Below are 25,240 nucleotides of genomic sequence, written 5' to 3' on the forward strand. Positions count from 1 at the left end.
ACACGCGAGGTCGGGTCCTCGGTGAGGAGCGCGTCGAGGATCGTGTCGCTGATCTGGTCAGCGATCTTGTCGGGGTGACCCTCGGTCACGGACTCCGAGGTGAACAGGCGGCGGGACATTGCTCTCCGGGGGTGGCTCGAGGGGCAGCGGGTCGGTGTCGCGAAGGGGGAACGCCCCAGGCTCGCCAAGACCTCTGGAGGCTCGCTCAACCTGGAACTGCCTGACGGAGGCTCGGGCGGGCCCTGACGACGGCAGTGGGCCTGGCTCCCGACGTCCAGTGGGGGTCGAGGTGGACACGAGCCGGCCGGGTCAGCCTCGTCCCGGTCCCAGGACCGCGCCGGGACGTGTTCAACGGGAGGGGATCCATGTACGAGAACAAGAGCCAGGCGGAGCTCTACGACCGGCTCTACCAGGACCGCAAGGACTACGAAGCGGAGGCCGCCCAGGTGGCCGGGTTCATCCGCGGGCGCAAGCCGGACGCGGCGAGCCTGCTGGACGTGGCCTGCGGCACGGGCATCCACCTGGCCGCCTTCGCCAAGATCTTCGACCGCGCGGCCGGGATCGACCTGTCCCAGTGGATGGCGGACCTCGCCTTCGAGCGGCTCGCGGGCGTTCCCGTCCACCAGGGCGACATGCGCTCCTTCGAGCTCGGTGAGACCTTCGACGCCGTGGTGTGCATGTTCAGCTCGATCGGCTACCTGCGCACCGTCGAGGACCTGGACTCCGCCGTCCGGGCCATGACCCGGCACCTCGTCGAGGACGGCGTCCTGGCCATCGAGCCGTGGTACTTCCCGGACAACTTCCTCCCCGGCTACGTCTCCACCCACGCGTTCAAGGACGGCGACCAGGGCATCTCCCGCGTCTCCCACTCCACGCGGGAGGGCAACGTCACCCGGATGGAGATCCACTACGTGGTCGCCGACGCCGGGACGGGAATCCAGCACCGCAGCGAGGTCGACTACCTGACGCTGTTCTCCCGCGAGGAGTACACGAACGCCTTCCGCAAGAGCGGTCTCGACGTGGAGTACGTCGAGACGGGCGGCGGCCGTCCCGGATTCTTCCTCGGCACCCGCAAGTAGCCCGGGCCCCACGGCGGTCGGCGCCCTCCGGGCGTGCCGCCGACGCCCGTCCGGGGCGGCCGCGGCACGCGTCCGCGGGAACAGGATCGCTCGAACCGGATTCGAGGCGGAGCAGAGCGCGGCTTCGTACGGTCCTCGTATGCAGACTCCACCCCCGGAACGCCTGGACCGCAGACTGCTCATCCTCGCGGGCACCCTGCTCATAGGCGCCATCGCCTCACTGCTGGACTCCACCATCGTCAGCGTCGCGCTGAACGAGATCTCGGCCGATCTGGAAGCGTCCGAGACGGCGCTGTCCTGGGTCAGTACCTCGTACCTCCTCACCCTGGCCCTGGTGACGCCCCTGGTGGGGTGGGCCGTCGACCGGTTCGGCAGCAGACGGATGTGGATGTTCGCCCTGGCCGTGTTCCTCGGCGGATCGGTGCTGTGCGGGGTGGCCTGGTCGGTCGAGAGCCTGATCGCCTTCCGTGTCGTCAAGGGCGTCGGCGGCGGCATGGTGCTCCCGATGGTGCAGACGATCCTCGCCCAGGCGGCGGGCCCCAAGCGCTTCGGCAAGGTGATGAGCCTGGTGGGCGTACCCGGGCAGCTCGCCCCGATCCTTGGGCCGGTCGCCGGCGGCCTCATCATCGACGTCGCCAGCTGGCGCTGGATCTTCTTCGTGAACGTACCTCTGATCCTCGTGGCGCTCGTCCTGGCGCACAGGGTGCTGCCGCCCTCCGCCGGCGGAGGGGACGCCAAGGTCGACCGCGTCGGCGTCATGCTGCTGCCCCCGGGCATGGTGGCGCTGGTGTACGGGTTCTCGCGGGTACGTGACGTCGCGCAGCTGACCGACCCGCTGACGGTGGGAGTCCTCCTCGCCGGGGCGGTGCTGATCGCCGCGTTCTGCGTGCACTCCGTGCGTTCGCGGTCCCCGCTCGTCGACGTGGGGCTCTTCCGCTCCCGGGCCTTCTCCTCGTCCTCACTGCTGGTGTTCCTCAGCGGTGTGGCCGTCTACGGCCCGCTCTTCGTCCTGCCGCTCTTCTACGCCCGCTCCCTGGGCTATGACAGCTCCACCATCGGCTGGCTGCTCGCCCCCCAGGGCCTCGGCATGCTGGTCGGCCTGTCGGTCGCCGGGTGGCTCACGGACCGCTACCAGCCCCGGGTGCTGATCCTGTTCGCCACCGCCCTGTCCGTGGCGGGCACCGTCGGCTTCACCCAGCTCGCCTCAGACCCGGACGACCTGCTCCTCGGCGTCTCCCTGGGCGTACGGGGCCTGGGGCTCGGAGTGGTCGGCGTGGCCATCCTCATCACCGCCTACCTCGACATCCCGAGCGACCGGATTCCCCGCGGCACCGTCATGATCGCGGTGGTGCAGCGCGTCGGGGCGTCGTTCGGGACCGCGATGGTCGCCCTGCTGCTGTCCGTGAACCTCGGCTCCTCGGACTCCGGCGGCCCGCAGGCAGACCCGTCCGCCTACGCGAACACCTTCTGGTGGGTGCTGGGCATGGCGGCGGCGATGGTCGTACCCGCGCTCTTCATGCCGAGGCGGCCCGACGGGGAGGCCGCCGACGAGACGGCGAAGGCGGCACCGGAGTCCAGCCGCAGCTGACCAGGGGTGCCCGGCCCTGATCCGCCGGGCACTCCCTAGAACAGGGCCGCGACGGTGTCGGCCGTCGCGGCCGGAGCCGTCGCGGCGAGCCGGCCGGCCCGGGCGGACTCCGCCACGGACATGACGTACTCGCCGTAGCCGGACTTGCGCAGGAGCCAGCCGAGCCGGTGGCACTGGTCGGCGTCGATGAACCCCATCTGGAGGGCGATCTCCTCGACGCAGGCGACGCGCAGCCCCTGGCGCCGCTCGAGGGTCTGGATGTACTGGGACGCTTCCAGCAACGAGTCGTGGGTGCCGGTGTCCAGCCAGGCGAACCCCCGGCCGAGATCGATGAGCGAGGCCTTGCCGCGGGCGAGGTACTCGAGGTTGACGTCCGTGATCTCGAGCTCGCCGCGTGCGGAGGGGCGCAGTCCACGGGCGATGTCGACCACATCGCTGTCGTAGAAGTACAGGCCGGTGATGGCCCGGTTCGACTTCGGCCGGGCCGGCTTCTCCTCGATGGAGACGAGCCTGCCGAGGGTGTCCGTCTCACCCACTCCGTACCGCTCCGGGTCGCGCACGGGGTAGCCGAACAGCAGGGCCCCCTCCTTGTGCGGGACGTGGCGGTGCAGCAGCTGGGCGAATCCGGGTCCGTGGAAGACGTTGTCACCGAGGACGAGGGCGACGGAGTCACCGCCGATGTGCTCGGCCCCGATGACGAACGCCTCCGCGAGGCCGCGCGGCTCCGGCTGTTCGGCGTACGACAGATTCAGACCGAGCGCGCTGCCGTCACCGAGGACGCGGCGGAACTGCGGCAGGTCCACCGGTGAGCTGATGATGAGGATGTCCCGGACTCCGGCGAGCATCAGCACGGACAGCGGGTAGTAGATCATCGGCTTGTCGTAGACCGGGAGCAGCTGTTTCGAGATTCCCAGGGTGAGCGGATGCAGCCGGGTGCCGTTCCCGCCGGCCAGGATGATTCCCTTCACGGAAAGTCTCACCTCGTGTTGTCGTCGGCTCGTTCGCAGGGGCCCGGAGGGTTGCTCCGAGACTGTGGCAGGCCGGTCGAGGAAGCCTTGAAGCGCGCACGCGAGAGGGGGCGGCCGTGGTGGCCGCCCCCTTCGCGGTGGGGCATCGCGAGCCGGTCAGCCGATGGTCAGGACGACCTTGCCGCGGCCGTGGCCGCTCTCCACGTCCCGGTGGGCCTCGTCTGCCCTGGCGAGGGGATACGCCTCACGGATGTGGATGTTGACCTTGCCCTGGACGTACAGGCCGACGAGTTCGGCGAGCCGCTCGGCCGAGCGTGCGCCCGCCACCGACGGCAGCCCCAGTTCCTGCGCCGCTTCGTCGGCGATCATCGTGACGACCCGGTTCCGGTCCTTGGCCACCTCGACGGAGGCCCGCAGGGCGTCGGGGCCCGCCGCGTCCAGGGCCGCGTCCACGCCGTCGGGCGCGATCGCCCTCACCCGCTCGGCGAGGCCCTCGCCGTACGTCACGGGGATGGCACCCAGTGCGCGCAGGTGGTCGTGGTTGCGCTCGCTGGCCGTGCCGATGACCCGGCCCGCACCCCAGGCGAGGGCGAGCTGCACGGCGAAGGTGCCGAACCCGCCCGCGGCCGCGTTGACGAGCACGGTGTCGCCCGCGTTGACGCCCACCGTGGACAGGGCCATGTGCGCCCCCTGGCCGTTGCCGGAGAAGCCGGCCGCGACCTCCCAGGGCATGGCCGGGGGCTTGCGGACGATCTGGTCCGCCGCCACGGTGATGTACTCGGCGTAGGCGCCCAGGACGCTGTAGCCGAGCACCTCGTCGCCCTCCGCGAAGGCCGTCACCCCCTCGCCGGTCTGGTCGACCGTGCCGGCGAACTCGTTGCCGAGGACCATCGGGAACTCCCGCTTGATGAACGGCGGGGTCCAGCCGCCGCGCACCCGGACGTCGAAGGGCAGCACTCCGGCGGCCCTGACGCGTACGCGCACTTCGCCGGGTCCGGCCTGCACGTCCTTGACGGTGGTCTCCCGCAGCACCTCGGGGGCGCCGAACTCGGACAGAGCGGCTGCTCGCATCACGGGGGTCCTTTCAGTAGTTCGTCATGTGGATCAGTTCGCATCCTGCTCGAGACGGTTCTTGACCGCGTCGAGAATCAGCCGGACCTTCGAGCTCAGTTCGTTCTGTACGAATTCCCTGGCGGCCGTCAGCCCGGTGCCCTCGCCGAGCACGGCCGCGACGCCGGACTCCTTGATGACGACCGTCTGCAGGGAACGGACGACGGTGCTGCCGTCCCGCTCCGTGAGGAGCCACTGGACGTGGTGCGAGGCGCCCAGCGGCGGCAGCAGCAGCTGTTTGTAGGCGATCTTCGAACCGGGCAGCCCGACCCGGGCCGCCCGGGTGGTGAAGATCCCGCCGTGACGCTCGACGGTGTCCAGCTCCAGGACCTGGGTGTGGCCCTCGCTCCCCTCCCGGACGTCGGCCCGTGCCACGTGCGCCATGTAGGAGGGCCACTCGCCGGCCTCGTAGAGGGCGGAGAACACCGCCTCGACGGGCGCCGTGACGGTGACGCCGTCCTCCACGGTGACCAGGGCCTCGGGCCGCAGCGCGGCCAGCTCCGCGGCGTCGCGCACCGCCGCGACCTCGGTGCGGGCGATCGTCTCGACGGTGGTACGGACCGTCTCGGCCGCCGCCGGGTCCTTGAGACGGTACTCGTGTTCCAGGCGCACCACGGAGCCGCCGTCCGGGGCGGGTTCGACCACCCAGGAGCGGAGCATCGACTCCACCTGCGGCGGAAGGGATTCCGGCCGGAACTCGACGCGCAGGGCTTCCCGGTCGACGCGGCGCAGCGCCACCCAGTGCTCGACGGTTCCGTCGTAGTGCCCCCACATGCCGATCCGGTCGAACTCGCCGTCCCGGCCGAGGTTCTCCAGGTGGACGAAGGGGGCGAAGACGCGCGGCCAGTTCCCCTCGTCCGCGAGCAGCCGGTGCACGTCCTGAGCGGACGCTCGCACCGGCAGCTCGTGCGCGGAGCGGTGCGTGTGTGTCTCTCCCATGTGCTCCTCTTCCGTGGTGCCGGTCAGCTGCGCCAGCGCGCCGCGCGCAGCACGCCCGCGCCGGTGGTCAGCGAACCGACCGCCGTACCGGAGTCGTTGACGGCGTAGGCCTCGGTCGCGCCGGACGGCCAGGCGACGCCGAGGTCGGTGACCGTGCCGTCCGGGCTCCAGGTCACGGCGTGGTAGACGCCGCCGGGCGAGTACGAGAACCCGGCCGTGACCCCGAGGTTGTTGATGCCGTAGGCGGCGGATCCGGTGTGGCCGGGCAGCGGCGCCAGCGGTACGGCCTGCCCCTGCTGGTTCCAGCGCACCGCGTGGTACGGGCCGTCGTAGAACTTGCCGGCCTTGAACGAGTTGCCGACCGTGACGCCGAGGTCGTTGATCCAGCTGGCCTGGCTCGAATCGTCGCCGGGCAGGATGCCGCCGAGCGGGACGGGGGTGCCGTCGGCGTTCCAGCGGACCGCGTTCTGGAAGCCGTTCTGGAGGGAGTAGCCGACCGTGACACCGGAGTTGTTGATGGAACCCGCGGAGCTGGCGGTGCCGCCGGGCAGCGGGGGCAGGTGGACGGCCTTGCCGTCCGAGTCCCAGCGCATCGCCTTGTAGACGTTGTCCGGAGTGGCCGAGAAGCCGGCCACCGTCCCGAAGGTGTTGATCGAGTAGGCGCGGCTCTTGACCGAGCCGGGCAGCCCCTGCAGCTGGACGGGCGCGCTGTTGGGGCGCCACACGACGGCGTGCTCGGACTTGTCGGCACCGACCGAGCGGCCGGCGATCGTACCGGAGGCGTTGATGACGAACGCCGTGCCGCTGACGTCACCGGGCAGCGTGCCCAGGTCGGTTATGTTGCCGTTCGCCGCCCAGCGGACCGGGCGGCTGACGCCCTGGGCGTTGGCGGAGTAGCCGACCGTGACGCCCCAGGGGTTGATCCCGTACGCCAGGCTGGAGGTGTGCCCGGGCAGTGTGCCGAGATCCGTGACGGTCACCGCCGAGTGCGCCGGCAGTGAGGCGGCCGCCACCAGGGCCGCTGTGCCGAGCGCGAGGACGGTCCCTCGCGAAGCGCGGGACAGCAGGGTGAGTCTCATGTTCCGTGATTCCTTTCGTCGTCCGGTATGTCGCGGCGCGCGGAGGGCGCGGCCTCGCCTCCGTCAGCGCCCGCCGGCCAGTTCCACGAGGCGCGGGACCATCGCGTCCGGGCCCGGCTGGGAGGTCAGGTGCTCGGCGACGGCGGCCGCGGTCTTGCGCAGCTGGGCGTCGCCCACGAGGCTCCGCAGCACCTCGACGTCGATCTCGTCCGGCTGGAGGTTGAAGCCGATCCCCGCCGTCTCGACGATGCCGGCGTTGATCCAGTTGTCGGACCCGTACGGCATCGCGAGCTGCGGCACACCGGCGTGCGCGGAGGCCAGCGTGGTGCCCGCGCCGCCGTGGTGGACGATGCCGTCGAGGGTGGGCAGGAGCGCGCTGAGCGGGGTCCAGCCGACCGGCCGGACGTTGCCGGGGAGCGGGCCGAGCGGCTCCAGGTCCACCTGGTCACCGAGCGCCAGTACCAGTTCGGCGTCCAGGCCCTCCGCGGCGTCCAGGACGCTGCGCAGGCTGCCCACGCCCGCCACGCCGGGCACGATGGTGCCCAGGGTCACGACGATGCGCGGACGCTCCTTGGGGGCGGCCAGCCACTCCGGCAGCACGCCGCCGCCGTGGTGCGGGACGAAGCGCATGCTCCAGCCCTCGCCCTGGCCGCGCATGAACTCCTGCGGGGCGAAGTAGACGGGCTGCACCGTGGGCAGCTCCACCGGGACGCCGAGGCGCTCGAACGTGGGCGCGAGGTGCGGCAGCAGGCGCTCCGGGAGGTTCCCCTCACGAAGGAAGCTGTAGCCGTTCTCCACCGCCGGGATGCCGAGGGCGCGGGCGGTGAGCAGCGCGGTGCCCTGCAGGCGGGAGTAGACGATCAGGTCGGGCCGCCAGTCGCGCGCGAACTGGAGGGTCCGGTCCGCCATCAGGTCGTTGATCTGGCTGAACTTCTCCAGGATGAAGTCCGGCGTCTCCTCGGACCGGGTGACCTCCTCGCCCCGGGCGCGCATCGCGGTCATGCGCTCCTGCGGGGTTCCCTTCTTGGGGAAGACCATGGAGAAGTCGGCCTCGGGAGCCACGTCGTAGGCCATGAGGCCGGCGCCCACCGCCGCCTGGACGGAGACTCCGGAGGTCGCCACGGCCACCTCGTGACCGGCGGTGCGGAGGGCCCACGCGAGGCCAAGAGCGGGATAGATGTGGTCGAGTCCGGGAGAAACGTTGAACAGGACACGCACGAGTGCCACCTCGATTCGGCTGGAAGATGCTGCGCGGTCACGATGGCGGGCCCGGCTCAACTCGGACTCGAGAGGCGCGTTGGAGCCTCGGCGCGATGAGCGCGTGTGCGAGAGACGGGGAGTGCGGATGAGCGGGACCACGAGCGGCGCGGAGCCCTACGTGTCGGTTGAGCCCGATGTGTCGGCGGAGCCGTATGTGTCGGCTGAGCTGTACGCCGAGGTGCAGCAGTTCTACGCGTGGCAGATGAATCTGGTGGAGGGCCCCGGCGCGGACGCGGACGCCTGGGCGCAGACCTTCACCGAGGACGCCGTCTTCGAGTCGGCGGGCGAGCCGGAGCCGCAGCGCGGCAGGGACGCCCTGCGCGCCACCGTGCGCGCGGGGGTCGAGTACATCGCCGCGCAGGGGCTCGACTTCCGGCACTGGTTCGGGATGGTGGGTGTCGAGCAGCGGCCCGACGACACGCTGCGCACCCGCTACTACGCGCTGGCGATGGCCACCGCGCCGGGTGGCCCGCTGGCGATCCGCGGCTCACTGCTCTGCCATGACGAGCTGGTCCGCGCGGACGACGGCCGTCTGCTCGTGCGGCGGCGCAGCCTGGAGGCGGACGGCCGCGCTCGCTGAAATCCCCCTTGCCCGCACGCGGGGCGTTGGCGGTGCGGATGCCGCCAGCGCCCCGGCGTGTGCGCGGCCCGTGCGTGCGGGCCGCCGGGTCAGATGCGCTGCATCAGCAGCTCCGTGACGGCCTTCAGGTCGTCCGGGGTGAGGTGCGCGGTGAGGGCGTCCGCGATGGTCTCCGGGGAGTGGGTGGAGATCGTGAGGCGGGGGGCGGGTGCGGGAGGGGTGCCCGGCGCCGGCGTGCCGGCGGCGTTGACGGCGTTAACGCCGTCAACGGTCTGGGGTGCCGGGCGGGTGCGCTGGCGCGGGGGGTTGACGGCCTGGATGCTCTCGGTGGCGGCCGCCGCCTGTTCCTCCTGGGGGAGGCGGCCGATGCGGCGGGCCGGCTCGACCTTCAGCTCGCCCGTCTCCACCTTCCCCTGGAGCTCGGGCGTCAGGTTCAGCAGGGTCAGGCGCTGGGAGACCCAGGCCGCCGTCTTGCCGATCCGCTTGGCCACCTGGGCCTGGGAGCCGTGCACCTCGACCAGTTCCTGGAGGGCGCGGGCCTGGTCCATGGGGGCCACGTCGACCCGGTGGACGTTGGCGATGAGCGCCGATTCGAGGATGTCCGCCGCCGAGGCGGACAGGGCGTCGTTGACGTGGATGTGCATCGTCTTGAGGCCGGCCAGCTGGGCGGCCGCGAGGCGGCGGTTGCCGTCGATGACCACGTACGGGGCGCGGCCCAGGCCGTCCGTCTGGCCGGGGTGGGCCTCCATGAAGGCCAGCCGGGTCGCGACCGCGAGGGGCTGCAGCTGGCCCCGTACGGCGAGGGACTGGGCCAGCTCCTCGAGGTCGGTGAGGTCCTCGCGGAGGTTGAACGGGTTGTGGGCGAGGGCGTCGATGGGGACCTCGGACGGCGGGACCACCCCGGAGGTGGGGGCGCCGGTGGCCTCGGCGATGGCGGCGCGGCGGGGGCTGACCCCGACGGGCTGGGCCCGCGCGAAGGACGCCGAGACGCCGAGCTTGTCGGCCTTGCTGCTCATGAGATCTCCCGGGCGAGGGCGCGTAGGGCGACGGCCTGGTCGCCGTTGGGGGCGTAGACGAAGAGGGGCTGCTTGAGGCGGACGGACTCGCGCTGTTCCTTGAGGTCGGGGACGATCGCCACGACCCGCGGATCCTTTATGTCCATCCACGCCTGGAGCGAGCTCGTCGCGATGTAGCCGCGGCGGCCGTCGTAGAGGTTCACGACGAGGCCGAGGTAGTCGATGTCGAGGCTGAGGTCGTCGCGTAGATCGTTGATCTGGGAGGTGAGGAGGTCGTACGCGTCGGCGGAGGAGTCCTCCGCCTGTACGACGATCAGCGCCCCGGAGGCGCCCGGCTGTTCGGCGTCACGGCGCCGGCCGTAGTAGATCGCCGCGTCCATGCTCAGGCCGAGGCTGGGCGGGCAGTCGATGAGGATGACGTCGTAATCGGACTCGACGGGGGCCAGGGCGCGTTCGAGGGCGGCCTCGCGGGCGCGGACGGTGGAGAGGCGGACGTCGAGGAGGAAGGCGTCCGTGCAGGCGGGCAGGAGGTGGAGGCGGTCGCCGAACCGGTCGTGCGTGATGGGGGCGATGAGGTCCTGGAGGGGGCCCTTGGCCTCGCCGGCCATGTGGCAGGTGAGGCTGTCGCCGCCGATGGGCAGCGGCTGCTGGCCGAGCTGCTTGGTCAGGTGGCCCTGGGGGTCGAAGTCCACCAGCAGGACGCGCATGCCCAGCCCCGGGAGGTCTTCGAGGTCGAGGGAGGAGCCGGAGTGGCCGGCGTCCGTGTCCTCGGGGGTGGCGAGGCGGGCCAGTTGGCGGGCGACGCGGACCGGGTGCAGGCTCGCGGGGTCCTCGGCGAGGGCTTCGGCGGTGCCGGCGGTGACGGCGGTCTTGCCGACCCCGCCCTTCTGGTTGCACACGACGATGCGGCGCACGACGGAGGGACGCTTGACGGTGGGGGCCGGGTTCAGCTCCAGCCAGAGGCGCACCGCTTGGGCGAGACCCTGGATGAGGGAGACGCCGCGGTCCTTGCAGTCGGTGCGGAAGGACTCCCACTGTCCGGCGGGCAGCCAGGTCGAGAACGACTCGGCGCCGGAGGTGTCGACGGGGGAGGGGGCGGAGGCGAGGGCGCTCCAGTGGGCGATGCCCTGGTGGACGGCGTCCTGGATGTCGACCCGCAGTTGGGCGGTGCGGATCTTCAACTCCTGGCGGAGCCACGGGGGGAGCTTGGAGACGACCTTCTCTCGGTCGTTCTGGGACGAGGGCGAAGTCATGAGAGGGACTTTACTAACGTTCTGAGGTGTGCGTGGGTGCCACGCTTGGGTTTTGCTAACGAAATGGGTGGCGAAGGGTTCCGGATACGCGACAGGGCGGCCTCGCACACGCCGTAGCGAGCACCCCCGTGGTTCACCACGGCGTGCGCGAGGCCGCCCTGGAAGCGTCGTCAGCCGACCGGAACGGGCGCCTGCGGGCCGGTCAGGCCCAGCGCGGCGCGGCAGGAGGGGGAGCCCGCCGGGTCGAAGAGGGGGATGCGGGAGGCGGGCACGATGCCCGGGAGGAGGTAGTTCCACAGGTCGACGACCCGGTCGTGCAGGTCCTCGCGGTCGGCGCGGACGTGCGAGGTCACCTGGACACCGGTGAACGAGCCGACGAGGAACGTCGAGAGGTCGTCCACGTCGAGCGAGGGCATGATGTCGCCGCGTTCCTGGGCCGGCGTCAGACAGCTGCGGCAGGTCTCGATCCAGGCGTTGTACGGGGACGGGTCCGGGCTGGTGAACGACCCGAACTCGATGACCAGGCGGATGCCGGCGCGGATGCGGGCGTTGGTGCGCAGCCCGGACGCCATCTGGTGGGTCAGGTCGATGACCGTCTGGAGGCCCGGGTCCTCCAGGGCGGGGACGTCCTTGGACACCTGGAACTGCTCCTCCACCAGGGTGCGGGCGAGGGCTTCCTTGGACGGGAAGTGGAAGTAGAGGGCGCCCTTGGTGACTCCGGCGTGCCTCACCACGTCGCTGAGGCTGGTGCCGCCGAAGCCGGCGCGGTCGAAGGCGACGGCCGCGCCGTCGAGGATCGCCTGCCGGGTGATCTCGGCCCGTTCCTGCCTGACCCTCGCCACGTGTGTGTCTCCTGCTGCGGTCGCGTCCGGTGATACAGGGGGAATCTAGTGGGATTCAGTCAAAGAAAACCAGTCGACAAGTACTTTTCCAGACGTATGGAAGCCGTATTTCAGGACTGGGTGGGATTTTTTGCCGTAGCACCTTTCGTGTCGGAGTGAGCGGCGCGCGGGAGGAGTTGACGCGGGTGCGGGCTACAGGTGGGTGCCGCCCGACGCGTCGAGGCGCTGACCGGTGACCCACAGGGAATCGGGGGAGGCGAGGAAGGCCACGACGCCGGCGATGTCGGAGGGAACGCCGATCCGCTCGAAGACGGACATCCCGGCCAGCCGCGCCGCCCCCTCGGGTGTCGTACGGAGCTTCGCGTTCATGTCGGTCGCGACGAACCCGGGGGCGACCGTGTTGACCGTGATGCCCCGGGGACCGAGCTCCTTGGCCAGGGCAAGTGTGAGGGTGTCCATGGCGCCCTTGCTCATGGAGTACACGACGGACTCCGGGTAGGACATCCGGGTGGCGGCGGAGGAGATGTTGATGACCCGCCCGCCCGCCGGCATGCGGGTCAGGCCCTCCTGGATGACGAAGAGGAGCGCTTTGACGTTGACGGAGAAGATGCGGTCGACCAGCTGCGGCGTGACCTCGTGGATCCGTGCCGAGCCGCTGACCGCCGCGTTGTTGACGAGGATGTCGAGCCGGGGCTCCATGCCGCGCCGGGTCAGCTCGGAGTCGAGGGCGGCGTAGAGGGCCTGGGCGTCTCCATCGAGGCCGAGCTCGGCCCGCACGGGGAACGCGTCCCCGCCCGCGGCCCGGATGGTGTCCACGACATCGCCGGCGGCTTCACCGTTCCGCGCGTAGTGGACGGCGACGAGGGCGCCGTCGGCGGCCAGGCGCTCCGCTATCCCGCGGCCGATGCCGCGGCTGGCGCCGGTCACCAGGGCGGTCTTGGCGGACAGCGGACCGGTGACGGGCAGCGCCGGGGCGGGGCTCGCGGCTTCGTCGGCAGGGGAGGGCTTCCGGCGGGCGGGCGGACGGGAGAGGGGTGAGGTGGACACGTCGGTGCCGTTCTGGACCGGGAAGGTCCGGGTGAGTGCGCGGGCGGCTGTCCGACTGATTGTCACCTGGCCGGTACTCAACGCCGTCGGGGCCGCCACATACGATCACGGCTGTCCGGTTCCGGGGAGAGATCGAGGTACCTGATGAGAGAACCGCAGAGGCTGGTGATCACCGGCTCTACCGGGTTCATCGGCTCGGCGGTCCTGGCGGAACTCGCCCGTCTCCGGGAAGGGCCGGGTGCTGCCGTACCGGGTCTCCTCCTGCGGGCAGTGGGCCGCAGGCCTCCGCAGGCGGCCGACGGGGTGGCCGAGTGGTTCCGGGCGGACCTGTCCGATCCCGGTTCCCTGCGGGGCTGTTGCGAGGGAGCGGACGTCCTGGTCCACCTGGCCTCGCGGATCGGATCGGACGAACGCGACTGTGCCGTCGTCAACGTCGAGGGAACCGCGGCGCTGATGGCGCAGGCCCGCGAGGCCGGTGTCCGCCGGATCGTCCACCTGTCCACCTCCGCCGTCTACGGGCAAGGTCCTCACCGGGGGATCGCCGTGGACGCGGTCCCTCCCGCGCCCCTCTCGCCCGCCAGCCGCACCCGCCTGGCGGGCGAGGCCCACGCACTGGCCGCGGGCGCCGTGGTGCTCCGTCCCGGCCTCGTGATCGGGTCCGGGGACCGTTGGGTGGTTCCCGCCCTGGGCCAGCTCCTCGGATCCACCGGGGCGCTGTGGGGAGGGGCGCGGTCCCGGTTGTCGGCGGTGGCCGTCGGCGACCTCGCCCGCCTCGTCGCCCGTCTCGCGCTCGGCCGTCGCCCGGCCGGCGGGACGGTCTGGCACGCCAGCCATCCGGAGCCGGTTCGGGCCGTCGAGCTGGTGCGGGCGCTCATAGAACGGGGCGTGCTCCTCCCGGTGGACCAGGAACTCCCGGAGGCCGAGTTCCTGGCACGGATGGCGGCGTCGGGCTGCCGGGTGAGCCCGACGCAGTTCAGGCTGGTGGCGCAGGACCACTGGTACGACAGCGCGGGCATCTGGACGGCGGCCGACTGTCCGCCGGGGCCCGGCCCACTGGCGTGCCTTGACGAGGCTGCCCCCTGGTACCGGGAGCACCTGGCCCGCGTGTGAGACGCCCGCGCCGCGTGGCGGTGGCGGGCGGGGGCGTTGACGGCGTTGACGGCGTTAACGGTCCAGTGGTGGGGCCGGGGTGGGGTGTTAACGCCGTTAATGGGGGAGGGGGAGGGTGGCCGTCGTGCGGCCCGCCTTCAGCATCAGGGCCAGGCAGCCGGGGCGGCTCAGGAGGGTGTTGCGCAGGCGCAGGCCGAGGGGGGTGGCGGGGGCCAGGAAGGGGCCGGTGCGGTTGCCGCCGCGCTGGCAGGCCCGGGCGTAGGGGCGGACGAGGGACTCGTAGCGGCGGAAGGCGGCTCGGGGATCCTCGGGGGAGCGGGCCAGTTCGCCCGCCAGGACGTACGCGGCCACGACCGCGGTGCCGGTGCCCATGCCGCCGATCGTCGCGCCACAGGCGGCGTCCCCGAGGAGGACGGTCCGGCCGGTGGACCAGGCGCCGACGTCGGCGCGGCTGATCGAGTCGAAGTAGAGGTCCTCGGCGCCGGCGAGGGATTCGAGGAGCGGGCCCACCCGCCAGGGCAGGCCGGCGAAGGCGCGGGTGATGAGCGCCTTGTGGGCGGCCGGGTCGTGGCGGTCGTACGACAGCTCGGGCGAGGCGAAGAGGAAGAAGGCGCCAGCGCGGCCGGGGGTGGCGGGGGAGGAGCCGACGGAGGCGAGGCGGCCGGGGGCGTTGAAGCCGACGGAGCCGCGGCGGGCGGGGTGGGGGTCGCCCGGCAGGCTCCAGGTGGCGGCGTAGTGGCCGAGGTGGGAGACGTACCGCTCCTCGGGGCCGAAGGCCAGCCGGCGCACGGTGGAATGCAGGCCGTCGGCGCCGATGACGATGTCGAAGCTGCGGGGCGGGGCGTGCCGGAAGGTGACGTCCACACCGGCGGCGGTCTCGGTGAGGGAGGTGATCGAATCGCCGAAGAGGTACTCCGCGGAAGGGCGGGAGGCCTCGTAGAGGATGCGGGAGAGGTCGCCGCGCAGCACTTCCACGTCGCCGCCCGCGAAGGCGGCGGGGAGGTGGAGGAGTTCCCTGTCGTCGGCGTCCACGAAGGTCATCGGGGTGCCGCCGGTCTGGACGCGGCGGAGTGCGTCGAGGATGCCCATGCGGTGGAGGACGCGGAGGTGGGTCTCCCCGCGGAAGTCCACGGCGTGGCCGCCGTCCCGCAGGGCCGGGGCGACCTCGACGACGGTGGGGCGGAAGCCGTGGCGTGCGAGCCAGTGGGCGACGGCGGGGCCCGCGACGCTCGCGCCGGAGATGAGCACGGTTCTGGTGGTGGGCATACGTGTCCCCAAGTGACTGTGTCCGGTGGATACTGTTTCGGTGTGTACGGTAGACGCGGTTTTGGTGCGAGGGCAAGGGGGTCCGGTGGCGGACGGGCAGTGGGCGGCGGCGGTGCGGTTGTTGTGGGGGCCGCCGGTGACGCCGGCGCGGGGGCCGAGGCGGGGGCTGACCCTGGAGCAGATCGCGGGGGCCGGGGTCCAGATCGCCGACGGCGAGGGGCTCGGCGGTGTGTCGATGCAGCGGGTGGCCGGGGAACTGGGGGTCACCAAGATGGCCCTCTACCGGTACGTACCGGGGAAGGCGGAGGCCGTCGCGCTGATGGTGGAGGCCGCGCTGCCCGACCCGGCACGGGGACTGGACGCCGCGCTGGCGGCGGCCGGGGACGGGTGGCGGGAGCGGCTCGGGGCGTGGGCGCGGGAGCTGCTGAGCGGGTTCCGGGCACATCCGTGGCTGCTGGACGCGATGGTGGGGGCGCGGGCGATGGGGCCGCGGGAAGTCGGGTGGCTGGAGCGGGCGCTGGCCGCGCTGGAGGGGTGCGGGCTGAGCGGGGCCGAGGCGATGGACGCGGTGGTGCTGGTGGCCGGGCACGTACGGGGGATCGCCGAGCAGGAGCGGGCGACGGCCGGCGCGGGCGGCCCGGATGAGGAACTCGGGGCGGTGCTCGAAGAGGTCGTGCGGATGAGGGGCGAGGAGTATCCGGCGCTCGCGGGCGCGCTGGCCTCCGTCGCCGAGCACGGGGGGCAGGACCAGGCCCTGGAGTTCGGGCTGGAGCGGATCCTCGACGGGCTGGCGCTGTTGGTGGAGCGGCGGGCGACCTCCTGAAGCCGGGCGGCTTCTGGTTCCGGTGCGCGGTGCCCCGGGCAGGACAGGGCCGTGGCGGGTGGAGTGCTGGTCGCCGTGGCGGTGGTGGTCCTCGCGTGCGGTGCGGGCGGGGTGTCGGCGCGCGGGCTCGGGCAGCCGGCGGTGGTCGGGGAGATCGCCGTGGGGATCCTGCTCGGGCCCACCTTCCTGGGGCGGGTGTGGCCGGAGGGGCAGCGGTGGCTGCTGCCGGATGAGGTGCTGCCGTCCCTGGGGGCGTTGGGGAACCTCGGGCTCGTCGTCTTCATGTCCCTGGTGGGGCTGGAGTTCGATGTGGGGATGCTGCGGGGGATCCGGCGGGCCGTGGTGGTGGTGAGCCAGGCGAGTGTGTGGGTGCCGCTGGGGCTCGGGGGGCTGCTGGCGCTCGGGTTGTACGGGACCTTCGCGCCGGAGGGGGTCGGGCGGGGGGAGTTCGTACTGTTCGTGGCGGTGGCGCTGAGCGTCACCGCCTTTCCCGTACTGGCGCGGATCCTCACCGAGCAGGGCTTGTACGGGACGCCCGTGGGGGTGCTGGCGATGGCCTGCGCGGCGGTGGCGGACGTGGTCGCCTGGTGCCTGCTGGCGGTGGTCGTGGCCGTCGTCGGGGGCGGTGGTGCCGGGGCCGGGCTGGGGCGGGCGGCCCTGGCCGGGGTCTTCGTGGCGGGGATGTGGTGGGGTGTGCGGCCGCTGCTCGCCCGGGCGGCCGGGCGGCCGGGCGGTGGGGGGTGCGGCGGCCGGACGGGGAGCGGCCGGAGGCGGGCGGCGGGGTCGTGGTGCTGTTCGGCGGGATCTGCCTGGCGGCGTACGCGACGGAGGCGCTGGGGGCGCACGCGCTGTTCGGGGCGTGCGTCCTCGGGGCGGTGGTGCCGCGGGGGGTGGAGTCGGTGGAGTCGGCGGCGCGGCGGACGCGGGAGTTCGCGGTGCCGGTGCTGCTGCCGCTGTTCTTCGTGGGGAGCGGGCTGCGGACCGACGTGGGGGCGCGGCGACGGCGGCGGCGCGGGTGGCGGGGGTGCGGGGGCGGGACGCCGTGCTGCTGGGGGCGCTGATGAACTGCCGCGGGGTGACGGAGCTGGTGGTGCTGAACGTGGGGCTCGGGCTGGGGGTGATCGGGGTGGAGCTGTTCACCGTCCTGGTGCTGATGACCATGGTGACGACGGCCGTGACGGGGCCGGTGGTGCGGGTGCTGGGGGTGCCCCCGGCCGCGGGCGCCGGGGCGGGCGACGGGCGTTGACGCGGTCGGCGGTGGACGGCGGCTCTGGCGGGAGTCCGGTCCGGCTCCGGTGAGGGCGTCGACTGTGGCCCAGGATCACGTACCCCCTCGGCGTGGGGCGGCCCGCGGATGCGGCGATTGCGGTGTGGAGCCCCTCATGGTCAAGCAGGAGCGTGCGGTACGCACGCGGGAAGCTCTCGTGCTCGCCGCGGCGGAGGTGTTCGCCGAGGAGGGCTTCGCCGCGGCGTCGATCGCCGCGATCAGCGAGCGGGCCGGAGTGACCTCCGGCGCCGTCCAGTTCCACTTCGACGGAAAGCCCGCCCTGGCGCGGGCCGTGGAGGCCCGGGCGGCGCGGAGGCTGCGGCGGATCGCCGAAGCGGAAGGCGCGGGCGACCGGGACGGCGATCCCCTGCTGGTGCTCGTCGACGCGACGTACGCACTGCTGAAACTGCTGGCCGCGGACGTGGTCGTACGAGCCGGCTTCGCGCTGGGCGCCGACGCCGCCCACCGCAGCAGGGTGGATCTGCGGGGGCAGTGCCGTCTGTGGACGCAGGAGCTGATGGACAGCGCGGAACGGGCCGGGCTCCTGGCCGAGGGGGTTTCCCCGCAGGACGCGACGCGGGTGGTCGTGGCCATCACGTCCGGGTTGAGGGACCTGCTGTCCGTGGAACCGGAGTGGACCGCGCGGCAGGCGCTGGCCCGGATGTGGACGGTGGTGCTGCCGGGGATCGCTCCGGACAGGAAGGCCGTTGCGGCCCAAGAAACAGACTGAATGGTTTGATTGTTGGGCCCTGATGGGTGTTATATGGCTTGCGTAGCGAGGTGGCTGAACGGCTCCAAGCTGTCGTGGGTCTGTGGTGTTCACGCAAAAACCCAGGTCAGACGGGTATTTCCTAGGAGCGGCGAGATTCGCCCGGCCGAAAGCCGGTCGACCGGTTACGCATTGACAAACCGTCCGGCCTGTTTTCTACTGACTCTTGCGACTCATCCAAAGGACAGGGGAGTACGACGTGGACATCGATGTACTGGGCGCACTCGCCGTGCGGGAGAACGGGATCTCCATCACGCCCACCGCCCCCAAGCCCCGCCAGGTCCTGGCGCTCCTGGCCCTCCACGCCGACCAGGTCGTACCGGTGTCGGCGCTGATCGAGGAGCTGTGGGGGTCGATGCCCCCGCGCAGCGCCCGCACCACCCTCCAGACGTACGTCCTCCAGCTGCGCGCGCTCATCGCGACCGCCCTGGAGGGCAGCGACGACTCGGAGCGGACCGCGAAGGACGTGCTCGTGACGCTGCCCGGCGGCTACCTGCTGAACAGCGACGGCGGCACCAGCGACGTCCGCGAGTTCGACCGGCTCGCCGGCATGGGCTACCGGGCGATCGACGCGGGTGACTACCCGGTCGCCGCGCAGCGGCTGCGCGAGGCCCTCGCCCTGTGGTCGGGTCCCGCCTTCGCCGACGTACAGGGCGGCGTACAGCTGGACATGGAGACGCGCCGCCTGGAGGAGACCCGGCTGTGCGCGCTCGACCAGCGCATCGAGGCGGACCTGAAGCTGGGCCGTCACCGCGAGCTGCTGGCGGAGCTGACGGTGCTGGTGAGCCGGTACCGCACCCACGAGAACCTGCACGGGCAGTTCATGCTCGCCCTGCACCGCTCGGGCCGGCGCGGCGAGGCACTGGACGTGTACCAGCGGCTGCGCACCACGCTCGTACGGGACCTGGGCCTGGAGCCGTCCACCGCGCTGCGCCGGCTCCAGCGCTCGATCCTGATGGCCGGCCCGGAGGGTGCGGTCAAGGCGGCGGCGGTGGCCGGGGTGGTCGCCGGTACGGGCCCGCGGGCCGAACGGCTCGTACGGGCCTGACCCGTGCGAGGGCGGCGCCGGGTGCGCGCGGCCGACGGCAGGTGCAAGGACGGAGCGGGGGCGAAGGGAGACGGAGCGGTGCAGGAGAGGTCGGAGCGGACCCGCAGGCGGTTGGTCTTCGCCGGGGCCGAGTTGTTCCACCGCAACGGCTACGCCAACGCGACGCTCGGAGAGATCGCGGGTGCGGCCGGGGTGACGAAGGGGGCGCTGTACTTCCACTTCGCCTCGAAGGACGAGCTTGCCGACGCGGTCCAGCGGCGCGGTTGCGGCCTGTTGCACGAAGCGGTCCGGGTGCTGCGGGAGGGCGGGGCCTCGCCCTTGCAGACGCTGATCGACGCGACGCACTGGCTGGCGCGGACGCTGCACGAGGATCCGGCGATCCCGGCGAGCTTCCGGATCACCAAGGAGTGCGCCGGGCAGCAGCCGGCCGCGGTCGACTTCCACGGGGCGTGGCTGTCGGTGGTGTGCGAACTGCTGCGGACGGCGCGGGACGTGGGCGAGCTGCCGCTGGACCGGCCGGTCGGGAGCGTTCCCGGCGACGGTGACGGCGACCGTTACGGCGACGGCGACCGCGATGCGGTCGGGGGCGACGCCGGTTCGGCCGCCGACCGGTGGGAGAGCGCCGAGGCGCTGGTGGCCGCGGCGGTCTGCGGTATCGAGGTACTGGCCGGCACGGGGCTGTCGTACGCGGAGCTCCAGCGGAAGGTGGCCGCCCTGTGGGGGCTGCTGCTGCCGAGCCTGGTCGGTGCGGCGCGGGTGCGGGACTACCGGACGCAGGCCCCCTCCGGCGGAGCCGGTTCCGGTGCGGGCGACGAGCGGCGGTACGAGTTCCTCGGGAGCGGGGTCTAGGACCGCTTCCGGTGGATCACGTCCGGACCGGACCGGCGGGTCCGCACGACGCACGGTACGGGTCCTGCCCGGACGCGGCCCCCGCGGGTCGCGGCACGCTCGGGCACCTGCCGCCAACCGGAGCGGCGCGACGCGCGGAGAGGTACGGACCCGGCCGGTCCGGGCGTACGGGACGGGGGCCACAGCGACCCGCGTCATCGAGGTGAATCGACGAACTGCGGAGGGGGAACCGTGAGGATTCAGATTCTGGGACCGCTGAGGGCCGAGGTCGACGGGGAGTCCATCGTGCCGACCGCGGCCAAGCCGCGGCAGATCCTGGCCCTGCTCGCCCTGCATCCCGGCCGGGTGATGCCGGTGCCCACCCTCATGGAGGAGATCTGGGGCCAGGAGCTGCCCAACAGCGCGCTGACCACCCTGCAGACGTACATCCTCCAGCTCCGCCGCAGGCTGGGCACGGCCATGGGGCCGGGCCGGCCGGGGGCCGCGAAGGAGGTCCTCACGACGCGGCACGGCGGGTACCTGTTGCAGGTGCCGCCGGAGTCCGTCGACGTCCACGCGTACGAGGACCTCGTCGCGCGCGGCCTCGCCGCCTTCGAGGGCGGCGATGACGAGGGCGCGGCCACCCTGCTGCGGGCAGGGCTCGCGCAGTGGGAGGGGCCGGCGCTGGTCGACGTACGGGTGGGCCCGGTCCTCGCGATCGAGGTCATGCGGCTGGAGGAGAGCCGGCTGGTCACGCTGGAGCGGCGGATCGACGTCGACCTCCGGCTGGGGCGGCACACCGAACTCCTCGCCGAGCTCACCGAGCTGACGGCACGGCACGCGCAGCACGAGGGCCTGCACTCCCAGCTGATGGTGGCGCTGTACCGGTCGGGGCGGCAGGGCGCGGCCCTGGACGTGTACCGGCGGCTGCGCGGACGGCTCATCGGTGAGCTGGGCGTCGAGCCGGCGCCGCAGCTCCAGCGGCTGCACCAGGCGATGCTGACGGTGGATCCGGCTCTGGACGTCGCGGCCGGCCCCAAGCGGGGATCGACCTTCGACCTCTACGCGGCTTGACCGCGACCGGCGCCGGGGCGGGGCGAGGCGGGGCGGGTGCAGGCGGGCCCGAGCCGTCGGCCGGCCAGAACACCCGGGTCCACCGCCCCGGGCAGGGCTGACATCGTGGGCGCATGGAAGAAATGGGTTTCAGGCCGTTCCGGTTCGACGTGCCGCAGGAGGAGCTGGACGACCTCGACGGGCGGCTGAGGCGGGCGCGGTGGCCCGACGAGCTCGACGGGGTCGGGCGGGCGTACGGGATGCCGCTCGGGGAGATGCGGGAGCTCGTGCGGTACTGGCGCGAGGAGTACGACTGGCGGGCCGCCGAGGCGCGGCTGAACGAGTGGCCGCAGTACACCACCGTCATCGACGGGGCCCGTGTGCACTTCGCGCACGTCCGCTCGCCGGAGCCGGACGCCCTGCCGCTGCTGATGACGCACGGCTGGCCGGGGTCCTTCGTGGAGTTCCAGAAGGTGGCCGGGCCGCTGACCGACCCGCGCGCGTACGGAGGGGACCCCGCCGACGCCTTCCACCTGGTGCTGCCGAGCATTCCCGGCTTCGGGCCCTCCGGGCCGACCACCGGCACCGGCTGGGAGTTCAAGCGGGTCGCGCGGGCCTTCGGGGTGCTGATGGAGCGGCTCGGGTACGAGGCGTACGGGGTCCAGGGCGGTGACTGGGGCGCCGCGGTCTCGCGGGAACTCGGCAGGATCCGCCCCGGCGACGTCGTCGGAGTGCACCTGAACCTGCTGCCCGGGGCGGGAGCCACCGCCGAACCCGCGCCGGCCGAGCTCGCGGCGCTGGACCCCGGCGAGCGGGAGCGGACGCTGGCCTCCTGGGAGCGCTACCGGGTGTGGGCGCGGGAACGGCAGGGGTACGCCGACATCCAGGCGACCCGGCCGCAGACCCTCGCGTACGGGCTGAACGACTCGCCGGTCGGGCTGCTCGCCTGGATCGGGGAGAAGTTCGCCGAGTGGAGCGACCCCCGGACCCCCGTCGACCGGGACCAGATGCTGACCAACGTGATGCTGTACTGGCTGACCGGGACGGCGGGGTCGGCCGCCCGCATCTACTACGAGCGGGCCCACGCGGACTACCACGGGCAGCCGCCGGAGGTGTCGGACACCCCGACCGCGCTCGCCGACTTCCCCCGCGACAACTTCGTCCCGCTGCGCCACGTCGCCGCGCGCACCGACCGGATCGTGCGCTGGACCTCGTACGACAGGGGCGGGCACTTCCCCGCGATGGAGGTGCCGGAGCTGCTGGTGGAGGACGTACGGGCGTTCTTCCGGGACGAGGCCGTCCGGCATGCGGAATCCGGCGGCGGGGACCGCGTGACGCTGTGATCATCGTCCGATGGACCTCGAACAGCGCACCCCGCCCGTACTGACCGGTGACGGACGCTCCACCCTGACCAGCGTCCTGCAGTGGCAGCGGGACACCCTGCGGATGAAGTGCGCCGGCCTCACGGACGAGCAGCTGCGGCGCCGGGCCGTACCGCCGTCCGGGCTGAGCCTGCTGGGGCTGGTCCGGCACCTGGCCGAGGTGGAGCGGGGCTGGTTCCGCAACGTGCTGAACGGGGAGGACACACCGGGCCACTTCCCGGAGAACGCCGCCGGGGAGCGGACGGAGTTCCACGTCGAGGACGCCGACCCCGCCGAGTCCTTCCGGATCTGGGAAGAGGCCTGCGAGCGGTCGCGGGCCGTCGTGGCGGCCGCCGAGTCCCTCGACGTACGAGGGCACTCCGGCGGCCGGGCGTACTCGCTGCACTACATCCTCGCGCACATGATCGAGGAGTACGCCCGGCACAACGGGCACGCCGACCTGCTGCGCGAGGCGATCGACGGGGTCACCGGGGAGTAGGCGCGCCCGCCGGGGGCACGGGGTGGGCCTTGGCCGCCAGCGTTACGCGGAGACCGCTCCGGCCCGGTCCACGGCGTCGAGGGCGGCCTGCCAGGGGAAGTGCGGCGGGATGTCGGACCCGGCCGGGCCGGGCAGGAAGCCGCCCTCCCCGAAGAGAAGTTCGGCGCCGGCGCCGCGCAGGACGGCCAGCGACTGCTCGAACTGGGGGTGCGCGGCGAGGGCGGCGTTCGTACACGGCATGGCGACGACCGGGGTGCCCTTGCCGAGGGCCTCGGCGGCGACGCCGACGGTGAAGCGGTCGGTGAGGCCGAGGGCCCAGGCGTTGACCGAGTTGAAGGTGGCGGGGGCGAAGAGGACGGCGTCGGCGGCCGGCCACACGTCGGGCTCCCCGGGGAGCTTGTACTGCCAGCGCACCGGGTTGCCGGTCAGGGCGGCGAGACCGTCGAGGCTCTCCGCCACCCACTGCGCCGCCGCCGGGGTCAGGCCCAGGCACACGTCCCAGCCGCGCGACTGGGCGTCCTCGATCACATGGGCCACGTCGAAGACGGGCGGGGCGGCCGAACAGAACAGGTAGAGAGTCCTCGTCATGCGGTTATGTGATCACATTCCTGGCCCTCAACTCTCCTCGAGGGCCGGGCCGCTGACATCGCGGTGGCGGTGGAGGCGGGCCGGGAGGGGATCCCGGCCCGGTTCAGACGGCCGCCCCGGTGGCGATCCTGGCGGTGAAGGCGTCCAGATTGCCCCACATCCGCGCGAGGCGGTCCTCCACGGTCAGCGACTCCTCCTGGCGCCCGGCGCGCAGCTTCGGCTGCCGCTTGCCGCGTACGTAGAGGGGGCAGGCGAGGTCGGCGCAGATGTACGTGCCGACCGTGTTCCCCTCACGGCCCCGGGCGCCCGCCAGCGGGGCGGCGAGCAGGGTGACCCCGGACGAGGCGTGTCCCGTCAGGCAGATCTGGCACAGGCTCGACTTCACGGCGCTCGTCCGCGTCGCGGCGGGCACGCGCAGGGTGATGCCGACCGGACCCTCGGGGCGGGGGACGACCAGATGGGCCCGCAGCGGGGCGCCCGGGTCCACCCAGCCCAGGAAGTCCAGGTCCTGCCAGGGCAGTTGGGCGAAGTCCAGGGGCAGACGCAGGCGCGCCGCCTCACCCTTGGTGCAGTTCACGAAGGATGAGCGGATTTGTTTTTCGGTGAGCGGTTCCACGGGAGTCGACCCTACGGGGCGCGTGGGGCGCTCCGCACGTCATTTACGCAGGTGGAGGGCGGGGTGGGGGTGGACGGGGGGCTGGGGGCGGCGGATCTTCCGGAATCGGTGGCCGGTGCGCCGATGAGTCGGGGGGAGGGGGCCGGTCTACCCGTGTGAGAGGCGGGAGTTGCGCCTCCGGCAATATGTGGACACCGTCCACTTTATTGGATAGGCTGCGGAGCGTCTGGATGTGGACGCTGTATACATCTCTAAGGGGAACCCTCATGCGCAAGGTCATCGCCTCCGTCTTCATCTCGGTCGACGGCGTCTTCGAGGACCCGAGCTGGTCCATGCCGTTCTGGAACACCGAGGCGGAGAAGTTCGCCGGTGAGCAGCTCGCCGCCGCCGACGCGCTGCTGCTGGGCCGGGTGACGTACGAGGCGATGGCGCCTGCCTGGATGGCGCGGGCCGAGGGCGCCGACGCCGGGACCCTGCGGATGAACGCGATGCCGAAGTACGTCGCGACCTCCAGCAGCGCCGCCCCGGAGTGGAACGCCACCTTCCTGACGGGTGACCTCGCCGCCGAGGTCGCCGCGCTCAAGCAGCAGGACGGCGGCGACCTGCTCGTCTACGGCAGCGGACAGCTCGTCAACGCCCTGCTCGCGCACGACCTGCTCGACGAACTGCGGCTGTGGACCCTGCCGGTGGTGCGGGGCGCAGGGCGCAAGCTGTTCGGCGAGGACTCCCCGGTGAAGACCCTGCGCCCGGTGGGGACCACCGCGCTCGGCGGCAGCGGGGCGCAGGTGCACGCGTACGCGCCGGCGCCCGCCGCCGGGTGAGCGGCGGGGCGCCTGATCCGTCCCTGGATGCCGGTCACGCGTTCCCGTCCTGTTCTGTTCTGTTCCGTCCCGTCCCGGACTTCGTTTCCGTCCCGCGCTCAGAAGGAGCACCACGTCATGACCGAGCAGCCGGTGAAGGGCCCCGCGAGCTACTTCCCCTCGATCGAGAAGAAGTACGGCCGCCCGGTGGCCGAATGGCAGGCCCTCGTCCGGGCCTCCCCGCTGACGAAGCACATGGAGCTCGTCTCCTGGCTGAAGACCGAGTACGGCATCGGCCACGGCCACGCCAACGCGCTGGTCGCGCACACCCTCGCGGAGAAGTAGACGCTCACGCATGCGGCAGAGCGTCCGGGCCATGTCCTGTCCCGCCGGACGCGGCTTGACTGGGTGTCATGACGAACAGCACGGACAAGCGCACGGACAACGGCAC

At 72.5% G+C, this 25,240-nt stretch carries 26 protein-coding genes and 2 pseudogenes; 15 read left to right on the forward strand and 13 right to left on the reverse strand.

The genetic code is table 11. The features are described 5' to 3' along the window. Positions 1-119: S-adenosylmethionine synthetase N-terminal domain-containing protein (locus tag ACZ51S_RS33035; protein WP_468963009.1), on the reverse strand; the 119-nt coding region annotated here is incomplete at its 3' end. Between the two features lie 246 nt (positions 120-365). Between ACZ51S_RS33035 and ACZ51S_RS33040 the strand changes: the two genes are divergently transcribed. Both ACZ51S_RS33040 and ACZ51S_RS33045 read left to right on the forward strand, forming a co-directional pair. After that, positions 366-1,079, forward strand: a complete 714-nt coding sequence (locus ACZ51S_RS33040; protein ID WP_468479130.1) for a class I SAM-dependent DNA methyltransferase — start codon at positions 366-368, stop codon at positions 1,077-1,079. 139 nt (positions 1,080-1,218) lie between these two features. Continuing rightward, the gene (locus ACZ51S_RS33045) at positions 1,219-2,667 is read left to right on the forward strand and encodes a DHA2 family efflux MFS transporter permease subunit (protein WP_468479131.1); all 1,449 of its coding nucleotides are present in this window, start codon (positions 1,219-1,221) and stop codon (positions 2,665-2,667) included. 35 nt (positions 2,668-2,702) lie between these two features. On the opposite strand, the gene rfbA is transcribed toward ACZ51S_RS33045, so the two are convergent. The 5 genes from rfbA to ACZ51S_RS33070 all read right to left on the reverse strand — a co-directional run bounded on the left by rfbA (position 2,703) and on the right by ACZ51S_RS33070 (position 7,981). Next, positions 2,703-3,635, reverse strand: coding sequence for a glucose-1-phosphate thymidylyltransferase RfbA (gene rfbA, locus ACZ51S_RS33050; RefSeq protein WP_468479132.1), 933 nt, complete (start codon positions 3,633-3,635; stop codon positions 2,703-2,705). Positions 3,636-3,791: 156 nt separating this feature from the next. Continuing rightward, entirely contained in the window at positions 3,792-4,706 is a 915-nt protein-coding gene (locus tag ACZ51S_RS33055) for an NADP-dependent oxidoreductase (protein WP_388945696.1), read from the reverse strand. 33 nt (positions 4,707-4,739) lie between these two features. Continuing rightward, positions 4,740-5,684, reverse strand: coding sequence for an aromatase/cyclase (locus tag ACZ51S_RS33060; protein WP_468962989.1), 945 nt, complete (start codon positions 5,682-5,684; stop codon positions 4,740-4,742). A 23-nt stretch (positions 5,685-5,707) separates the two neighbouring features. Next, a complete protein-coding gene (locus ACZ51S_RS33065) occupies positions 5,708-6,763 on the reverse strand; it encodes a hypothetical protein (protein ID WP_468889432.1) in 1,056 nt (351 codons plus the stop codon). A gap of 63 nt (positions 6,764-6,826) precedes the next feature. After that, on the reverse strand, positions 6,827-7,981 hold the full coding sequence (locus tag ACZ51S_RS33070; RefSeq protein ID WP_468479135.1) for a nucleotide disphospho-sugar-binding domain-containing protein: 1,155 nt from the start codon (positions 7,979-7,981) through the stop codon (positions 6,827-6,829). Between the two features lie 127 nt (positions 7,982-8,108). Between ACZ51S_RS33070 and ACZ51S_RS33075 the strand changes: the two genes are divergently transcribed. Beyond that, positions 8,109-8,603, forward strand: a complete 495-nt coding sequence (locus ACZ51S_RS33075; RefSeq protein ID WP_468479136.1) for a nuclear transport factor 2 family protein — start codon at positions 8,109-8,111, stop codon at positions 8,601-8,603. Between the two features lie 89 nt (positions 8,604-8,692). On the opposite strand, the gene ACZ51S_RS33080 is transcribed toward ACZ51S_RS33075, so the two are convergent. From ACZ51S_RS33080 to ACZ51S_RS33095, 4 genes are all read right to left on the reverse strand, one after another. Beyond that, on the reverse strand, positions 8,693-9,619 hold the full coding sequence (locus tag ACZ51S_RS33080) for a ParB/RepB/Spo0J family partition protein (RefSeq protein ID WP_468479137.1): 927 nt from the start codon (positions 9,617-9,619) through the stop codon (positions 8,693-8,695). After that, positions 9,616-10,872, reverse strand: a complete 1,257-nt coding sequence (locus ACZ51S_RS33085) for a ParA family protein (protein WP_388945675.1) — start codon at positions 10,870-10,872, stop codon at positions 9,616-9,618. Before ACZ51S_RS33085 ends, ACZ51S_RS33080 begins: the two co-directional genes overlap by 4 nt. A 170-nt stretch (positions 10,873-11,042) precedes the next feature. After that, positions 11,043-11,714, reverse strand: coding sequence for a ScbR family autoregulator-binding transcription factor (locus ACZ51S_RS33090; RefSeq protein ID WP_468804052.1), 672 nt, complete (start codon positions 11,712-11,714; stop codon positions 11,043-11,045). A gap of 192 nt (positions 11,715-11,906) precedes the next feature. Continuing rightward, positions 11,907-12,680, reverse strand: coding sequence for an SDR family oxidoreductase (locus ACZ51S_RS33095; RefSeq protein ID WP_468804063.1), 774 nt, complete (start codon positions 12,678-12,680; stop codon positions 11,907-11,909). Positions 12,681-12,905: 225 nt separating this feature from the next. Between ACZ51S_RS33095 and ACZ51S_RS33100 the strand changes: the two genes are divergently transcribed. Further along, positions 12,906-13,871, forward strand: a complete 966-nt coding sequence (locus ACZ51S_RS33100; protein ID WP_468804051.1) for an NAD-dependent epimerase/dehydratase family protein — start codon at positions 12,906-12,908, stop codon at positions 13,869-13,871. 96 nt (positions 13,872-13,967) lie between these two features. On the opposite strand, the gene ACZ51S_RS33105 is transcribed toward ACZ51S_RS33100, so the two are convergent. Further along, positions 13,968-15,137, reverse strand: a complete 1,170-nt coding sequence (locus ACZ51S_RS33105) for an FAD-dependent monooxygenase (protein WP_468962991.1) — start codon at positions 15,135-15,137, stop codon at positions 13,968-13,970. A gap of 85 nt (positions 15,138-15,222) precedes the next feature. Between ACZ51S_RS33105 and ACZ51S_RS33110 the strand changes: the two genes are divergently transcribed. The 9 genes and pseudogenes from ACZ51S_RS33110 (at position 15,223) to ACZ51S_RS33150 (ending at position 22,785) form a co-directional block, all read left to right on the forward strand. Then, positions 15,223-15,960 carry a TetR/AcrR family transcriptional regulator gene (locus ACZ51S_RS33110; protein ID WP_468962993.1) on the forward strand — a complete coding sequence of 246 codons (738 nt, stop codon included), beginning with the start codon at positions 15,223-15,225 and terminating at the stop codon, positions 15,958-15,960. Between the two features lie 141 nt (positions 15,961-16,101). Further along, positions 16,102-16,593 (forward strand): annotated as a pseudogene (locus ACZ51S_RS33115) (cation:proton antiporter domain-containing protein); the annotation flags it as partial. Positions 16,594-16,748: 155 nt separating this feature from the next. After that, positions 16,749-17,206: pseudogene (locus ACZ51S_RS33120) on the forward strand (cation:proton antiporter domain-containing protein). Between the two features lie 136 nt (positions 17,207-17,342). Then, a complete protein-coding gene (locus ACZ51S_RS33125; protein WP_468479143.1) occupies positions 17,343-17,957 on the forward strand; it encodes a ScbR family autoregulator-binding transcription factor in 615 nt (204 codons plus the stop codon). Between the two features lie 238 nt (positions 17,958-18,195). After that, positions 18,196-19,044, forward strand: a complete 849-nt coding sequence (locus ACZ51S_RS33130) for an AfsR/SARP family transcriptional regulator (protein WP_468479144.1) — start codon at positions 18,196-18,198, stop codon at positions 19,042-19,044. Positions 19,045-19,122: 78 nt separating this feature from the next. Next, complete coding sequence (locus ACZ51S_RS33135) at positions 19,123-19,893, forward strand: ScbR family autoregulator-binding transcription factor (protein WP_468479145.1); 771 nt, start codon at positions 19,123-19,125, stop codon at positions 19,891-19,893. A gap of 231 nt (positions 19,894-20,124) precedes the next feature. Next, positions 20,125-20,946 carry an AfsR/SARP family transcriptional regulator gene (locus ACZ51S_RS33140; RefSeq protein WP_468479146.1) on the forward strand — a complete coding sequence of 274 codons (822 nt, stop codon included), beginning with the start codon at positions 20,125-20,127 and terminating at the stop codon, positions 20,944-20,946. Positions 20,947-21,068: 122 nt separating this feature from the next. After that, on the forward strand, positions 21,069-22,268 hold the full coding sequence (locus tag ACZ51S_RS33145; protein WP_468804061.1) for an epoxide hydrolase family protein: 1,200 nt from the start codon (positions 21,069-21,071) through the stop codon (positions 22,266-22,268). 10 nt (positions 22,269-22,278) lie between these two features. Further along, positions 22,279-22,785 (forward strand): DinB family protein, encoded by a 507-nt coding sequence (locus tag ACZ51S_RS33150; protein ID WP_468804047.1) that lies wholly within the window; start codon positions 22,279-22,281, stop codon positions 22,783-22,785. A 42-nt stretch (positions 22,786-22,827) separates the two neighbouring features. Here ACZ51S_RS33150 and ACZ51S_RS33155 read toward each other — a convergent pair whose 3' ends face one another. Then, complete coding sequence (locus tag ACZ51S_RS33155; protein WP_468962996.1) at positions 22,828-23,373, reverse strand: flavoprotein; 546 nt, start codon at positions 23,371-23,373, stop codon at positions 22,828-22,830. A gap of 103 nt (positions 23,374-23,476) precedes the next feature. Continuing rightward, complete coding sequence (locus ACZ51S_RS33160) at positions 23,477-23,989, reverse strand: FBP domain-containing protein (RefSeq protein ID WP_468804046.1); 513 nt, start codon at positions 23,987-23,989, stop codon at positions 23,477-23,479. A gap of 266 nt (positions 23,990-24,255) precedes the next feature. On the opposite strand from ACZ51S_RS33160, the gene ACZ51S_RS33165 reads away from it, so the two are divergent. After that, a complete protein-coding gene (locus tag ACZ51S_RS33165; RefSeq protein WP_468962998.1) occupies positions 24,256-24,810 on the forward strand; it encodes a dihydrofolate reductase family protein in 555 nt (184 codons plus the stop codon). 117 nt (positions 24,811-24,927) lie between these two features. Then, positions 24,928-25,134: a DUF4287 domain-containing protein gene (locus ACZ51S_RS33170; protein WP_388945635.1), complete on the forward strand. Its 207-nt coding sequence runs from the start codon at positions 24,928-24,930 to the stop codon at positions 25,132-25,134. The last annotated feature ends 106 nt before the right edge of the window (positions 25,135-25,240 follow it).

Source organism: Streptomyces sp. NPDC034043 (genome assembly GCF_055575675.1).

Bases quoted from the DNA above. Each gene is read 5' to 3' on its own strand.
- ACZ51S_RS33165 (WP_468962998.1), top strand. From the start codon at position 24,256: ATGCGCAAGGTCATCGCCTCCGTCTTCATCTCGGTCGACGGCGTCTTC.
- ACZ51S_RS33065 (WP_468889432.1), bottom strand. From the start codon at position 6,763: ATGAGACTCACCCTGCTGTCCCGCGCTTCGCGAGGGACCGTCCTCGCG.
- ACZ51S_RS33145 (WP_468804061.1), top strand. From the start codon at position 21,069: ATGGGTTTCAGGCCGTTCCGGTTCGACGTGCCGCAGGAGGAGCTGGAC.
- ACZ51S_RS33150 (WP_468804047.1), top strand. From the start codon at position 22,279: ATGGACCTCGAACAGCGCACCCCGCCCGTACTGACCGGTGACGGACGC.
- ACZ51S_RS33040 (WP_468479130.1), top strand. From the start codon at position 366: ATGTACGAGAACAAGAGCCAGGCGGAGCTCTACGACCGGCTCTACCAG.
- ACZ51S_RS33100 (WP_468804051.1), top strand. From the start codon at position 12,906: ATGAGAGAACCGCAGAGGCTGGTGATCACCGGCTCTACCGGGTTCATC.
- ACZ51S_RS33055 (WP_388945696.1), bottom strand. From the start codon at position 4,706: ATGCGAGCAGCCGCTCTGTCCGAGTTCGGCGCCCCCGAGGTGCTGCGG.
- ACZ51S_RS33060 (WP_468962989.1), bottom strand. From the start codon at position 5,684: ATGGGAGAGACACACACGCACCGCTCCGCGCACGAGCTGCCGGTGCGA.
- ACZ51S_RS33085 (WP_388945675.1), bottom strand. From the start codon at position 10,872: ATGACTTCGCCCTCGTCCCAGAACGACCGAGAGAAGGTCGTCTCCAAG.
- ACZ51S_RS33170 (WP_388945635.1), top strand. From the start codon at position 24,928: ATGACCGAGCAGCCGGTGAAGGGCCCCGCGAGCTACTTCCCCTCGATC.
- ACZ51S_RS33105 (WP_468962991.1), bottom strand. From the start codon at position 15,137: ATGCCCACCACCAGAACCGTGCTCATCTCCGGCGCGAGCGTCGCGGGC.
- ACZ51S_RS33155 (WP_468962996.1), bottom strand. From the start codon at position 23,373: ATGACGAGGACTCTCTACCTGTTCTGTTCGGCCGCCCCGCCCGTCTTC.
- ACZ51S_RS33125 (WP_468479143.1), top strand. From the start codon at position 17,343: ATGGTCAAGCAGGAGCGTGCGGTACGCACGCGGGAAGCTCTCGTGCTC.
- ACZ51S_RS33075 (WP_468479136.1), top strand. From the start codon at position 8,109: ATGAGCGGGACCACGAGCGGCGCGGAGCCCTACGTGTCGGTTGAGCCC.
- ACZ51S_RS33045 (WP_468479131.1), top strand. From the start codon at position 1,219: ATGCAGACTCCACCCCCGGAACGCCTGGACCGCAGACTGCTCATCCTC.
- ACZ51S_RS33080 (WP_468479137.1), bottom strand. From the start codon at position 9,619: ATGAGCAGCAAGGCCGACAAGCTCGGCGTCTCGGCGTCCTTCGCGCGG.